A 14,253-nucleotide genomic window follows, 5' to 3' on the forward strand; every position below is an offset into this window, starting at 1 on the left:
CGCTGGCGGTCATTGTCGGTAGAGCAGCTGTAAAGGCGCGAGACCACCACCCTGGCCAGGACATAAAGAATGCGTAAAGAACGCCCTTAATGCCCTGCCAGGGCCAGCCATTGCGGCGGCTGTACATAATTGGCGACCGAAGGCCCTGGCCAGACCGATCACCGCCCGGGTCAGCGCCAGGTCGTCATGGTCTTGGAGGATGTCGCGCACGAAGGATTTGTCGATCTTGATGGTGCGGGCCGGCAGACGCTTGAGGTAGCTCAGAGACGAGTAGCCCGTACCGAAATCATCCAGTGAGAACTGCACACCCAACTGCTGGCAGGCCGAAGTGATATTTTCGATTACATCAAGATGTTCTATAACCCTAAGCGCCGACACAGCAGTGCTATGCAGCTGTCGCCAGTAGAGTATGAGAAACGCTATTTCCTTCACGGTCCGATTCATGGACTAAACATAGACAGAAGCTCCTTGTGGATTGTCTGCTTTTTGACTGTGGAATTAACCAGTCACGCGTCCTCAAATTGATGCAGACCACCTTTGAGCGGGTGCTCTAGGGCAACTTCAACGCCGTCGGCGTCGCGTGGGCCTGTAGAAACGTCATCAGCGCCTGCGCCGCCGGCGACAGGCTGCGCCCCTTGCGCGTGAGCACGCCGATCTGGCGCTCGACCTTGGGCTCGGCAAGCGGCAGGAAGGCCAGCTTTTCGTTCTCCTGGGGAAACGCCAGATACGGCAAGGTGCTGATCCCCACCCCCTCTTCCAGCATCGCAATCAGCGAGATCATGTTGGAGACGAACAAGCGGCTGTGCTCCAGCAAGCCTTCGGCGTCGGTGCCTTCGAGTAGCCGCGAGGTGCCGTTGCGAATCATCGGCAATCCCAGCAATTGCGACCAGTGCAATGCGCCTCCCGCCTGCACCAAGGGATGCTCGCGCCGACAGACCACGCCCACCTGGTCACTGATGATCGGCGCAAATTCAACCTGCTCGTCGGCCATCCACATACTGCTGATGCCGAAATCCACCTGGCCCTGGGTCAACAGTTGTTGAACGCTCTCGGCGGTGCCGTCCTGGATACTGACCTGTACGTTCGGATGCTCAATGACGAAGCGTGCCAATGGCCCCGGCAATAACCGGCTGGCCACCGACGGCACGGTGGCGATGCTGACCTGGCCGATCTCATGCTGGACCATCAGGGTGACTTCGCGAGCAATGCGGTCATGGTGCTCGATCAGGCCCCGGAACAACGGCAGGCAGTGCTCGCCAAAGGGCGTCAGCTCGACCCGGCCACCGCCCTTCTCGATCAGCGCCTGGCCCAGCTTCTGCTCCAGCTCGCGCACCGCCAGCGATACCGCCGGCTGGGTGCGGTAGGCCTGGCGGGCAGCGGCGTTGAAGCTTTTCAGCTCGGCCACCAGCACGAAGTAGCGCATCTGGGCGATTTTCAGCTCGGGCAACATTGTTAGCAATCCTTATCGAATCATTTTTTTTATTAATTTTTATTTGAGCCATATTGCTCGCAAGATGAGAGCCAGGCAAACGGAGGCTTCTCAATGTCACTTACTCCCTACAAAAACTACATCGATGGCCAGTGGTGCGAAGGTCTCACCACGCTGAGCAACCACAGTCCCTCGGACACCCGCGACCTGATCGGTGAGTACCACCAGGCCAGCGCCGAACAGACCCAGCAGGCCATCCAGGCCGCTCGTGCAGCACAGCCGCTCTGGGCCGCCACGGGCCTGGAAGCGCGCCAGCAGCTACTGATGGCCATCGGCGACGAGCTGATTGCCCGCAAGGAAGAGCTCGGTGAGCTGCTTTCGCGTGAAGAAGGCAAGCCACTCGCCGAGGGCATTGGCGAGGTCAACCGCAGTGGCCAGTTCTTCCACTATTACGCCGCCGAAGTGCTGCGCCAGATGGGCGAGACCGCAGCGTCTGTACGCCCTGGCATCGACATCGAGGTGCACCGCGAACCGGTGGGTGTGGTTGGCATCATCACCCCGTGGAACTTCCCCATGGCCACCGCCGCCTGGAAGATCGCCCCGGCCCTGGCCTTCGGCAACGCCGTAGTGTTCAAGCCGGCCAACCTGGTGCCCGCCAGTGCCTGGGCGCTGACTGAAATCATCAGTCGCCAGGCCCTGCCCCACGGCACCTTCAACTTGGTCATGGGCAGTGGCGCCAGCGTCGGCGAGACCCTGGTGCAGTCAGCCGATATCGATGCCCTGACCTTCACTGGTTCACTGGCCACCGGCCGTCGGGTCGCCGTCGCCACGGCGGGCAACCTGGTGCGTTGCCAGCTGGAGATGGGCAGCAAGAATGCCCTGGTGGTCATGGACGACGCCGACCTCGACCTGGCCGTCGAATGCGCCCTCAACGGAGCGTTCTTTGGTACCGGGCAGAAGTGCACGGCGTCTTCGCGACTGATCGTCTGCGACGGCATTCATGACCGCTTCGTCGAAGCCCTGCGTGTACGCATGCGCCAGCTCACTGTCGGCCCTGCCTTGCAGGCCGGCGTGCAGATCGGCCCGGTAGCCGAGGCGCGTCAACTGGAGCAGAACCTGGAGTACCTGCGCCTGGCCCAGGCCGAAGGCGCCACTCTGGTCGAAGGCGGCGAACGCCTGCACCTGGAAACCGACGGCTACTACATGCGCCCGGCGCTGTTCATCAATAGCCGCAATGACATGCGCATCAACCGTGAAGAAATGTTCGGCCCAATCGCCTGTGTGATCCGCGTGGCTGATTTCGAGGAAGCCTTAGCGACCCTGAATGACACCGAGTACGGCCTTACGGCAGGGATCATCACCCAGTCGCTACGCCATGCCAGCGAGTTCAAGCGCCGCGCCCAGACCGGCTGCGTGATGGTCAACCTGCCAACCGCCGGTACCGACTACCACGTGCCATTCGGCGGCCGCAAAGCCTCCAGCTTCGGTCCGCGCGAACAAGGTCAGTACGCCCGCGACTTCTACACCGTGGTCAAGACCACCTACGTCCGGCCTTGATGGAGCCCTCGCCATGCACGACCTTCTGATGATCGACGGCTTGCAGTACTCCAACTGGAGCCCGGAAATTTTCCAACAAATGCAGAGCGGCGGCTTGAGCGCGGTGCACGCGACCATCGCCTACCACGAGAACGCCCGGGAAACCCTGTCGCGCCTGGGCGAGTGGAACCGCCGCTTCGAAGCCTGGCCCGAACTGATCCGCCCGGTGCGCTCGGCCGGCGATATTCGCCTGGCCCATGAGGAAGGCCGGGTGGGTATCTTCTTCGGTTTCCAGAACTGCTCGCCAATCGAAGACGACATCGACCTGGTGGAAGTTTTCCGTCAGTTGGGTGTGTTCGTCATGCAGCTCACCTACAACAACCAGAGCCTGCTCGCCAGCGGCTGCTACGAAAGTGAAGACAACGGCATCAGCCGCTTCGGCCGCCAGGTGATCGCCGAGATGAACCGCGTCGGCATGCTCATCGACATGTCGCACAGCGCCGAACGCAGCACCCTGGAAGCCATCGAGCTGTCGAGCCGGCCAGTGATCATCTCCCACGCCAACCCGTCGAGCTTCCACGCGGCCAAGCGCAACAAGTCCGATGCGGTACTGCTCGGCATTGCCGAGTCCGGCGGGCTGCTGGGTTTCAGCACCTACCCGTTCCACCTCAAGGGTGCTTCGGGCTGCAGCCTGGAGAGCTTCTGCGACATGATCGCCAGCACCGCCGACCTGATGGGGGTCGAGCACATCGGTATCGGTACCGACCTGTGCCAGTCACAACCGCTGTCGGTGCTTGAGTGGATGCGCAACGGGCGCTGGAGCAAGGAGAAGGACTACGGCGAAGGCTCCAAGGACAACGCCAACTGGCCAACACCGCTGCAATGGTTCCGCGACAGCCGCGACTTTTCCAACATCGCCAAGGGCCTGCGGGCGCGCGGTTTTGCCGAAGAGGATGTGCGCAAGATCATGGGACTCAACTGGCTGCGCCTGATGGAAACCGCCACCACGGCGCAGGCCTGAGCCCTTCCTGCACGGACAGCATCAACAATAAAAACAATCGCAGGTTCCGGAGGCTTCATGAAAAATTCAACCACCCTGCAGGCCGATGACCCGGCCGTGCGCCTGCCGCTCGCCCGTGGCATCAACTGGCCGCTGTTCGTGATCAGCGGCGGGTTTCTGGGGGCCTTCCTGCTCGCGGCGCTGGTCGACATCGATACGGTATCGGCGCTGGTCAACACCCTGTTCGCCTGGTCTACCAAGGCCTTCGGCCTGTACTGGCAGGTGCTGATGCTGGCAACCTTCGTGGTCAGCCTGGGCATCGGCTTCTCGAAATGTGGACGCGTGCGTCTGGGCGGCGTCGAGCAACGCCCCGATATCAGCACCTTCAACTGGATCGCGGTGATCATGTGCGCCTTGCTCGCCGGCGGCGGCGCCTTCTGGGCGGCGGCAGAACCGCTGATGCACTTTGCCAGCCCGCCGCCGCTCTTCGCCGGTGTGCTGCCAAACAGCGAAGCAGCGGCCACTGCCGCACTGGCGCAGTCGTTCGTGCACTGGGGTTTCCTCGCCTGGGCGGTACTGGGCAGCCTGCTGGCGATCGTGCTGATGCATCTGCACTACGACAAGGGTCTGCCACTGGCTCCGCGCACCCTGCTCTATCCACTGTTTGGTGAACGTGCGTTGAAAGGCCCGATTGGCACCTTTGCCGATGCGGCCTCGATCATTGCCGTGGTCGCCGGCACCATCGGCCCGATCGGCTTCCTTGGCTTGCAGATCAGTAGTGCCTTGCACACCGTATGGGGCGTGCCCAATGGCATCGTGACCCAATCGATCACCATCGTCCTGGTCACCCTGATGTACACCACCTCCTGCCTGGTGGGGCTCAAGGGCATCCGTTTCGTCAGCGAGATCAACGTCTGGCTGATGCTGGGCCTGGCGCTGTTCATGGTGGTGTTCGGGCCTACGCTGTTCATCCTTGGTGGCTTCCCGTCGGCCTTTGCCCTGCACGTGGAAAACTTCATCCCATTGACACTGTTCCGTGCCGACCCCAAGTGGCTGGACTGGTGGACGGTGTTCTACTGGGGTTGGTTCATCGGCTATGCGCCGATGGTTGCGCTGTACGTCGCACGGATCTCGCGGGGCCGGACCATTCGCGAGATCATCATGACGCTGTCGATCATCGCCCCGCTGGTGACCATGTTCTGGTTCACCGTGGTCGGTGGCACCGGCATTGGTCTGGAGCTGCAGACGCCCGGTGTGGTCACAGGTCACGGCAGCAAACCTGAAGACCTGCTGCTGGGGGTCACTCAGAACCTGCCGCTCGGTGGCCTGATCAGCGGTTTGTTCCTGTTCTTGAGCTTCATCTCGGTCGCCACCAATGGCGATGCCATGGCCTTTACCGTAGCGCTGGCGATGTCCAGCACTGATAAACCGAAGAAATGGCTGTGCGGCTTCTGGGCCATCGGCATGGGCCTGGCCGCGGTGGTGTTGATCACTATCGGTGCAGGGGGCGTCACCGCCCTGCAATCGTTCATTGTCATCACCGCCGTACCGGTGTCACTGCTGATTCTGCCGGCGCTGTGGGATGCCGTGCGCATTGCCCGGCACATGGCCCGTGAACAAGGCGTTTGATCATGATGTATCGAGGAATAACAACAATGTCCAATACCGCGTGTACAGCGCCTACGCTACGCCCCGCCAGCCAGGTCATGGACCTGGCCCGGCTGGGCAGCCACTTCCAGAGCCCCTTGAGCTTCGTGCGCGCCAGCATGCGCCGGATGATGAACCAGCACTGGGGCATCCAGTGCCGCCGTTTCGACCTGGACAGTGAAGGCTTTGGCACCGTCATCTACCGTATCGACACACCCACCGCGCACTACCACTGCGTGATCTTCAGTGCCTACTTGCCACCGCACAAGCGCAGCGACCGGGTGATCGCCGATCAATGGGACGTCAGCTTCGTACTGGTTGCCGGCGATGTCGACGACGCTCAACTGGCCGACCTGCAGCGCAACGTGCCTCTGCAGGAAGCCGGTCGCTTCGATGCACGGGTGCTGGTGCTGTCTCGCGCCAACCGCAGCTTGCGTAATTTCGAGCAGTTCCTCACGGCCTTGGCCGAAGGCCAGCAACCCGCCGCACGCCAGTTGGCCGACGTCGGTTACCTGTATCGCACCACCGCCGTGTACGGCAACGGCAAGTTCGGCATTGCCGACTTCGGTTGCCTGCAAGACAACCCGGACTTCAACCAGCCGTTCAGCGCGCAGATGTTTACCGTGTACCTGTTGCGCCATTTCAGCATCGAGCAAATCGAGCACATGGCGCGGGCACGCAACCCGCAGCGCGCGGTGAAGCTGGACGCGGCGCTGGCGCGTTACCTGGGTGTCGGCAATTCCACCGGGCTGGGCATGGCGCCCTACCTGCTCAACCACCCGCAGTTGGTCAACCAGTGGATCTGGGCGCGAGAAACCGCCCTGAGCCGAGTCTTGGCACAAGCGGCCACGCCTGACCGGATGCAGCGTTTCGATGCGCTCCTGCAACGCGCCCGCCTGCACCTGCAGCAAACCCAAACTGAAGACCAGCACCAGCACGAACAAGACCTGCAGACCCTGGCCGACCTGGGCCCGCTGGCGGACTGGCTCAACCGCCAACCCAGCAGCGACGATCTCTGGTCACGCTTGCTGGCCTGGAGCGAAGCACACGCCGGCATCGGCTGCCAGGAACTGTTGGTCAGTCTGCTGCTGGAGCTGTACCCCGAACAAGTGACGCCGCTGGCCGAGCAAATGGGCGTGGTCGAAGGCTGGCGCCTGGATGCGCAGATGCCCCTGAGCCAACTGCGCGAACTGATCGAACGCCAGTATGGCTGGGCCCTGGCCTATGACTTCAGCGACACCGACGCGGAACACTTCTTCTGGTACCGCTCGGCAGAAAAAGAAGAGCCGCGCCTGGGTATGCGCACCGAGGAGCCGGGCGCCGAGAAGGAGATGCAACTGGGCATCGCCCGCAATATTCAGCGCTGCCATACCGCGTTGCTCGAGCATCTGCACGCGCACCCAGGCGAACTGACCGCGCATTTTCTGATCGCCCAGCCGGCCTACAAGGGCACCGTGCGCCGCTTGCAAGGCATGGCGCAGTGCGCCTTTGGCGAGATCCGCGCCAACCTGCTGGCGCGCGACATGCTGCCGATCCACCTGTTGCGCTGCAAACTGGCCTTCTTCGGCGCAGGCAAGTTCGACCCGAAATCCAGCCGCTGGGTGCGTATCACCCTGTTCCAGGGTGCGCCTCTGGTGAATGAGATTGGTCAGCCGTTCGAGGACGACTGGAACTTTGCGGTGATGCCGGGCGGAGATCAGTGACCATGCGTGTATCCCTCAACGAAATTCAGGTGATGTGCCGCAAGGCGTTCGAAGGCATGGGCTTTGCCATGGGCGATTGCGAGGACGCCGCCGACATGGTCGGTTGGCTGCAACTGCAAGGGCTGGATGGCATCGGTGCGCTGGAAAAGGCCCTGGACTTTTTGCACAAGGAAGCCGACCAGCCGTTTGCCTTGTGCTTCGAAGACAGCGCCCTGCTGGTAATCGACGCCAAAGGCCAGAGTGTCCTGCGCTGCGCCGCGACTGCGGTGGAGCTGGCCTTGGGCAAGGCACTGAGCAACGGCCAGGCGGTGCTGCGCATCCATCACTGCCACAACCGGTTGCTGCTGCTCGGCTACCTGTGTCGGGCCGCCGAACTGGGGCTGCAAGTGCAGGCCCGCTGGGGCGATGCTCGCCAGGTGCACATTGCGTCGTTCGATGCAGGTAACAACCGCCCTGACCTGCACATCGAAGACCTGCCTGCCGCTGCAGGTGCCGAGCAGAGCGTCACTGTGGTGTTCAGCCGCCCGGCCGCCCCGGCGCGCCTCCAGGCCAGCACGCAATCGGCGCTCGCTCTGGGCTTCAACGTCAGCGAGCAGACCTGGCAGCGGCTCAAGCAGTTGGCCGACAACGTCCTCGTCGAAAGCACCGCAGCCTCACGCCAGCATGGCGCTGGCGGCGGCAGTGATAGCGACTGACAGCCCCCATCCCGCTCACTCAGGAATCCCCTTATGAAATACGCCATCAAGACCGATCTGTTTGCCTCCAAAGCCCCGCTGGAATGGGCTGTCGTCGGCAACGGTACGCTCTACACCGCACAGATCCCGATTGATGCACAGGGCCAGGTGGTCGCCGGCGGCATCGAAGCCCAGACCCGCCAGACCCTGGACAACCTGCGCCACACCCTGGAGGCAGCAGGCAGCTCGCTCGACGCCGTGACCCAGGTGTTGATCTACGTCACCGACCGCAGCTACCTGGCAACGGTCAATGCGGTGTATGCGCAGTACTTCCAGGCGCCCTACCCCAACCGCGCAGCGGTCGTGGTGGCGGGGCTGGCCCGTGAGGAAATGCTCGTGGAGCTGGTGGTCTACGCCTGCCTAGCGCAAGTGGCGTAATTGGCTAATGCCGGCCCCTTGGCGGGATGAACAGCGTTCGCCAAGGGTCCAGGCACAGCAGATCTTGCCTGTCCGACCCCTCGTCTTGATTGAGATGTCTAGAACGCTATCTATATCCCCAGCCCATGAACACATCCCGCCAACCTGCTTGTAAGCCAGGAACACCACCATGGGTTGTCTCACCGCGGGTCCGCCTGGCCGCTGATGCATTGGCGCTCTCATCTATAGTCGACGTTGCCGACAACGCGCGGGACTGGCAGAACCTGCCAATTGGTCTAAACATGGTGTTCGGCTACTACAACCGCATTGATACCAACACCTCCATCGACACCTCGCTGCCCCTGGACGGGCTGCGTGGCCCACTCCTTTGGGCTTGACGGGCGTGACAATACGGTCCAGATCCTGCACAGCCTTATGTTGATATTTTGGCTTCGTTCGACGACGCCAGGTTCTTCACCGGCATCAAGCACAATGGCGGCATGGGCGACACCCAGGTGATCTTCGCGCACAACTTCTATGGCGCACCGGCGCTGCCCCAGGAAGAGTTTGCCACCTGGACCCCAGGCACCTTCTTCTCCGGCGTCCTGTGGGTCATCGCGCCAACCGGTGATTACGACAAGGACAAAGTGATCAACATCGACGCCAACTGCTTGGGCGGTCAAACCGCAGCTCGCCTTCGGTACACCGTTCGACCCGACCTGGCTGGAGATCAACGCCAACGTGCCCCTGTACGGCGACCAAGAAAACCATATTCTAAACCGACTCCTGATTTGCATAATCTGTAGTCACTCTATATCCGCAGTGCATGTACTTCGGCCGTGCTGACGGAATCGCGTCGCTGTGCATCGTTTTCAGACTCCCCGAAAGCATTTTGGCTGCCCTGGCTTCCTCGGCCTCCAAGACTTCGCGCCTGATCATGGGCACGCGCAGCTGGTGCATGATCTTGAACCCCGTCGTTCGCGTGCTGCACAAGCTCGTCATCAAAAAATTGGACAAACCGGTCTGACCAGACCGATAGTATAGGTGCGTGTTTGGATGAGCAAAAGTGCCCTTAGCAGCGAAATGGGCGCAAAAGCAAAACAAAAACCGGCGCTAAAAGCTTCGTAATCTATTGATCTACCTAGCTTGGAAATTTGGCTTTAAACGCACATCCAAGAATCTATTGCAAACCTGGAAAACCCACGCCTACACTGACCACGCACTGGACATACCGGTAAGACCACAATAATTAAGTCCTCAGCTCTTTCGCCCTCCTCCGGCCTCGAAGCAAGGACACCGATCAGAGATCCCTCCCATGCTCAAATGGTGCTCGCGTTCGATCTTCCTCCAAGTAGTGCTCGGCCTGGCGCTTGGCGTCGCCTGTGGCCTCAGCTTTCCCGAAGTTTCCCTGCAGCTCAAACCCTTGGGTGACGGCTTTATCAAGCTGATCAAAATGCTCATCGGGCTGATCGTGTTCTGTGTCGTGGTCAGCGGTATTTCCGGCGCCGGCGACCTGAAGAAGGTCGGACGGATCGGCCTCAAATCGGTGATTTACTTCGAAATCCTCACCACCATTGCCCTGGTCATCGGCCTGGTGTTTGCCTTTACCTCCGGGATCGGCAGCGGCGCCAACATTCATCTGGAGCAACTGTCCAGCGCTGAAGCCGGCAACCTGGCCGAGCGAGGCCAGCATATCCACGGCACGGCGGCCTTCCTCATGGACCTGATCCCGACCTCGGTGATCGGTGCCTTCGCTGATAACAACATCCTGCAAGTACTGCTGTTTTCGGTGCTGTTCGGCAGCGCCCTGAACCTGGTCGGCGAAGCGGCTTCAGGTATCTCGCGGCTGATCAACGAACTGAGCCATGTGATCTTCCGCATCATGGGCATGATCGTGCGCCTGGCGCCGATCGGCGTGTTTGGAGCCATCGCCTTCACCACCAGCAAATATGGCCTGGAATCGCTGCAGCACCTGGGTGGCCTGGTCGCCTTGTTCTACCTGACCTGCACCGGTTTCGTGCTACTGATCCTGGGTACGGTGATGCGCCTGTCGGGCCTGCGCCTCCTGCCGTTCATCAAGTACCTGCGCGAAGAGCTGACCATCGTCCTTGGCACCGCGTCCTCCGACGCTGTGCTGCCGCAGATCATGCGCAAACTCGAGCACCTGGGCATCGGTAATTCCACCGTCGGCCTGGTGATCCCGACCGGCTATTCCTTTAACCTCGATGGCTTCTCGATCTACCTGACCCTGGCCATTGTCTTCATCGCCAACGCCACCGGCACACCACTGGCGATGACTGACCTGCTGACCATCCTGCTGGTGTCGCTGATCACCTCCAAGGGCGCCCACGGCATCCCGGGTTCGGCGCTGGTGATTCTGGCCGCGACCCTGACCGCAATTCCGGCAATCCCGGTAGTCGGATTGGTGCTGGTGCTGGCAGTGGACTGGTTCATGGGCATCGGCCGGGCCTTGACCAACCTGATCGGCAACTGCGTGGCTACCGTCGCCATCGGCCGCTGGGAAGGGGATATCGACATGGAACGGGCCAATAATGTACTGGCCGGCAAACAGGGTTTTGGCTTTGCCCAACGCAAGACGCCCAATGCCCATCAACAAGAGTTCTGAGTGAAATGGCCGGCGCTGACAGCGCCGGCCACAGGAGCAAACCATGCAAGCGTGCTCATGGAGTGAACTGTGATTACTTCATCGACAGTAGTGAATACCGTGGTGGAGAAACTCCGCCAGGCCCTGGCCCGCGGCCAGTGGCGTTCCGGCGACATGCTCCCGGGCCAGCGCGAGCTGGCCGAGCAACTGGGTATCAGCCGCCCCAGCCTGCGTGAAGCGGTGACCGTGCTGGAAACCCTCGGCCTGGTACGTTCGATGCCGGGCAAAGGAGTGCTGGTGCTCGACGCCGACATGGCCGAAACCACCTTGCCGCAGACCGGGGTGGCCGAAGCCAGCCTGGAAGACGTCCTGCAACTGCGCTACACCCTGGAGCCGTTCATCGTCGGCCTGGTTGCCCAGTCGATCAGCAGCAAAGAGATCGGCCAGTTGCGCCTGACCCTGATGGACATGCGCGAAGCCCTTGAGGCTGAGGACAGCGAAGCCGGAGTCAACGCCTACATCGCCTTCCACGAAGAGTTGTTCACCCTCACCGCCAACCCGATTTTCCAGAGTGTGGTGCAGCAGACCAGCAACGCCCTCAAGCAGAGCGCTGCAGTGTTGCGCAACTCTCCCGAACACCTGGCGGCGCGCCTGGAAGAAAACGAAGCGGTGGTCCGTGCCATCCGTAACAAGAACAGCGCCCAGGCCAGTGCGCAAATGCGCCACCACATCCTCCAGGAAGGCCGGCGCATGGGTATCGAACTGAACATCCCGGACGAACATCCGGCCACTTGAACTCAGGAGAGCATTGATGAACGCCAGCGCCCAAGCCCCTGTGACTTTTCTGCCTCCCCTGCTCGCCCATGGCGAAGTGCGCCTGTCGGCCGAGCAGATCTACCCGCGCCTGTTCGACGCCATACTCGAACAGCGCCTGGCGCCGGGCAGCGCCCTGCCCGAGCAGGCGCTGGGCGAGGCATTTGGGGTTAGTCGCACCGTGATTCGCCGGGTGCTGGGCCGCCTGTGCGACCAGCAGGTGATCGTCCAGCGCCCAAGTCACACCGCGCGCCTGGCAGCCCCCGACCGGCAACAGGCGCGGCAGATCCTCAGCGCCCGGCGCCTGGCTGAAACCACCCTGATCACCCTTGCCGCGCAACGCTCGCGACCCGCGAAAATCCGCCAGTTGCGCGAACTGGTCGCGCGCGAACGCCAGCACCACGAACAGGGCCAGCGTTGCACGGCAATCCGCCTCGGAGGCGAGTTCCACCTGAAACTGGCGGAGATCGCCAACAACGCTCCGCTGACACGTTTTCTCAACGGTCTGGTGCCGCAAACCTCATTGATTATCGCCCAGTACGAAACCCGCCCCTGCAGCCATTGCGCCTGGCAAGAGCATGCAGCAATCATTGATGCGCTCGAGCAGGGTGACGGCGAAGCGGCCCTGGCCTTGATGCACCAGCACCTGGATCATATTGAGGCCAAGCTGGACCTGGAGGCTTGAGGCCTGCGGGATCTCTGAGCAAGGCACAAGTAATCCTTGGCCGGTCTTATTACCTTCTGATGCATCCCGCAATCACCTCCCACCTATACTGAAGACACCGAGGCATCGAACCCGCCAAGAATTCCGTCACGAGGGGGTAGCGCTTGTGACCCCCCGTGCCCTTCTCTTCCTGCTTTTCCTGCTGCTTGCGCTGGGCGGCTGCACCTCGCGGCAAAAAGCCGCCGAGCCACCCCCTGTGCAACTGAGCCCCGCCACCTGGGAGCAGATCGACCGGGAAATCATCGACGCCTCTCTGGCCAGTACCAGTTCGGTCAATGACTACACCCGACGCTCCATGCGCGTGTGGAAAGAGCGCGTGCAGCAATTCACCGAAAGCGACTTCATCCCCTGGTTCACCGGCTACTGGACCCAGCAATGGCTGACCATGAAAGTGGTCTGGTACAAAATGAACAGCGGCGAAGGCAAGGCGCCGCCGCAGAAGCGCCTGGCCCTATACCTGCAAGAGCAGTATCACCGCCGGGTGCTCGACCAGGTGGCCAAGGAGATCGACCCCGAAGGCATTCGCAACCGCGCCATGGAGCTGTATATCCAGTTGCTTGGCCAGCAGCTGCAACAGCTTGCCCAGCGCTACCGGGCGCCGCCCGAGCAATTCAACCTGCGCCTGACCCGGACCCAGGCGATCAACCTGGGGCCACCGGCGGCACGCAATGCCTCGCTCTACCAGTTGCTTTACAGCAAGTCGCTGGTCGAGCAGCCGGCTTATGCGGCACTGGTCGGGCACATGCACAGCGCCGTGCGCGCCGGCACCCAGCGCTCGGACGTCGGCCTGTCATCGGTGGCACAACAGGCCAGTGAAAAGCTCGGCGCGACCCTGGCGCCGCGCGGCATCGCCAGTGCCGTATCCAGCGCCGTGGGCCGCGTCGCGGGCGCCCTGATCTCGGTGGTAGCGGCCGGCTACGGCGCTGTGACCCATAGCCAGGAACAACCGGCCATGACCGAGCAGCTACGGGTGATCCTCAATGTGGCGCTCAACGAGGAATGGCGCGAACTCACGGAGAACCGCAAGACCGGTGCCATGGCCGGGGTCTACTACTTGTCCGGCGAGATCGAGGAGAGCCTGCTCGGCGCCAGGCGCCTGCACGATGAACCTGAGAGCGGTTCATTGCGCATCGTCCTGCCGGCGCAATAACCCGTCTCAGGCGGCGACGCGGCTGTCGTCCACAGCTTGAGCCGAAGTCGGCAGGCCGAAAATGCGATCGAACAGCCAGTTGTAGAGGAAGGTGTAGCAAGGGATCAGGATGATGAAGGCCAAGTCCACCAGGAAGGCTTCGACCAGGCTCATGTCCAGCCACCAGGCAATAAGCGGAATCAGGTAGACCACCAGGGTCAGCTGGAAGCCGATGGCATGGGCGACCCGCCGGGCAACGCTGCGCCCGCGCTTGACCTGGCGGCTTTCCCAGTACTCGAACAGGGTGTTGTAGATGAAGTTCCAGGCCATGGCGATGGTAGTAATCATCACCGCCAGCGGCCCGGTATTGCTCGGTGCCGTATCCGACAGGTAGGCCAGACCCAGGGTCGACATGCACAGGCCAATCACTTCGTAGGCGGTCACGTAGACCAGTTTGCGTTTTACACCTTGCACCGTATTACCTCGATTGCATCATCAATCGCCACCCGTCCAGGCGGCAGAGGTGCGCAAGCGTGCGTCAATCTTCTTGACAGAAAAAGTCAGCAGCTATCAGAT

12 protein-coding genes and 3 pseudogenes are annotated in these 14,253 nt (G+C 61.7%); 12 read left to right on the forward strand and 3 right to left on the reverse strand.

All coding sequences use genetic code 11. From position 1 onward, the window contains the following. Nucleotides 1-126: 126 nt before the first annotated feature. Nucleotides 127-324 (reverse strand): annotated as a pseudogene (locus ACRESH_RS01110) (EAL domain-containing protein); the annotation flags it as partial. Here ACRESH_RS01110 and ACRESH_RS01115 point away from each other — a divergent pair. After that, a pseudogene (locus ACRESH_RS01115) lies at nucleotides 325-429 on the forward strand (IS3 family transposase); the annotation flags it as partial. Nucleotides 430-550: 121 nt separating this feature from the next. On the opposite strand, the gene ACRESH_RS01120 reads toward ACRESH_RS01115, so the two are convergent. Continuing rightward, the gene (locus ACRESH_RS01120; protein WP_431740195.1) at nucleotides 551-1,450 is read right to left on the reverse strand and encodes a LysR substrate-binding domain-containing protein; all 900 of its coding nucleotides are present in this window, start codon (nucleotides 1,448-1,450) and stop codon (nucleotides 551-553) included. A gap of 93 nt (nucleotides 1,451-1,543) precedes the next feature. Between ACRESH_RS01120 and ACRESH_RS01125 the strand changes: the two genes are divergently transcribed. From ACRESH_RS01125 to ACRESH_RS01175, 11 genes and pseudogenes are all read left to right on the forward strand, one after another. Continuing rightward, a complete protein-coding gene (locus ACRESH_RS01125; RefSeq protein ID WP_431740196.1) occupies nucleotides 1,544-2,986 on the forward strand; it encodes an aldehyde dehydrogenase family protein in 1,443 nt (480 codons plus the stop codon). Between the two features lie 13 nt (nucleotides 2,987-2,999). Continuing rightward, complete coding sequence (locus ACRESH_RS01130) at nucleotides 3,000-3,986, forward strand: dipeptidase (protein ID WP_431740197.1); 987 nt, start codon at nucleotides 3,000-3,002, stop codon at nucleotides 3,984-3,986. 57 nt (nucleotides 3,987-4,043) lie between these two features. Then, entirely contained in the window at nucleotides 4,044-5,594 is a 1,551-nt protein-coding gene (locus ACRESH_RS01135) for a BCCT family transporter (protein ID WP_431740198.1), read from the forward strand. A gap of 26 nt (nucleotides 5,595-5,620) precedes the next feature. Further along, a complete protein-coding gene (locus ACRESH_RS01140) occupies nucleotides 5,621-7,315 on the forward strand; it encodes a hypothetical protein (RefSeq protein WP_431740199.1) in 1,695 nt (564 codons plus the stop codon). 2 nt (nucleotides 7,316-7,317) lie between these two features. Next, nucleotides 7,318-8,010 (forward strand): DUF3726 domain-containing protein, encoded by a 693-nt coding sequence (locus tag ACRESH_RS01145; protein WP_431740200.1) that lies wholly within the window; start codon nucleotides 7,318-7,320, stop codon nucleotides 8,008-8,010. 33 nt (nucleotides 8,011-8,043) lie between these two features. Then, nucleotides 8,044-8,427: a RidA family protein gene (locus ACRESH_RS01150; protein ID WP_431740201.1), complete on the forward strand. Its 384-nt coding sequence runs from the start codon at nucleotides 8,044-8,046 to the stop codon at nucleotides 8,425-8,427. 281 nt (nucleotides 8,428-8,708) lie between these two features. Further along, nucleotides 8,709-9,177: pseudogene (locus tag ACRESH_RS01155) on the forward strand (transporter); the annotation flags it as partial. A 544-nt stretch (nucleotides 9,178-9,721) separates the two neighbouring features. Then, entirely contained in the window at nucleotides 9,722-11,032 is a 1,311-nt protein-coding gene (locus ACRESH_RS01160) for a C4-dicarboxylate transporter DctA (RefSeq protein ID WP_431740202.1), read from the forward strand. Between the two features lie 69 nt (nucleotides 11,033-11,101). Further along, nucleotides 11,102-11,806: a FadR/GntR family transcriptional regulator gene (locus ACRESH_RS01165; protein ID WP_431740203.1), complete on the forward strand. Its 705-nt coding sequence runs from the start codon at nucleotides 11,102-11,104 to the stop codon at nucleotides 11,804-11,806. 16 nt (nucleotides 11,807-11,822) lie between these two features. Further along, on the forward strand, nucleotides 11,823-12,509 hold the full coding sequence (locus ACRESH_RS01170) for a GntR family transcriptional regulator (protein ID WP_431740204.1): 687 nt from the start codon (nucleotides 11,823-11,825) through the stop codon (nucleotides 12,507-12,509). A gap of 145 nt (nucleotides 12,510-12,654) precedes the next feature. After that, entirely contained in the window at nucleotides 12,655-13,698 is a 1,044-nt protein-coding gene (locus ACRESH_RS01175; protein ID WP_431740205.1) for a hypothetical protein, read from the forward strand. Nucleotides 13,699-13,704: 6 nt separating this feature from the next. On the opposite strand, the gene ACRESH_RS01180 is transcribed toward ACRESH_RS01175, so the two are convergent. Then, nucleotides 13,705-14,151: a PACE efflux transporter gene (locus ACRESH_RS01180; RefSeq protein ID WP_431740206.1), complete on the reverse strand. Its 447-nt coding sequence runs from the start codon at nucleotides 14,149-14,151 to the stop codon at nucleotides 13,705-13,707. Between the last annotated feature and the right edge of the window lie 102 nt (nucleotides 14,152-14,253).

The sequence above is a fragment of the Pseudomonas sp. genome, from assembly GCF_050739775.1.
Classification (GTDB): domain Bacteria; phylum Pseudomonadota; class Gammaproteobacteria; order Pseudomonadales; family Pseudomonadaceae; genus Aquipseudomonas.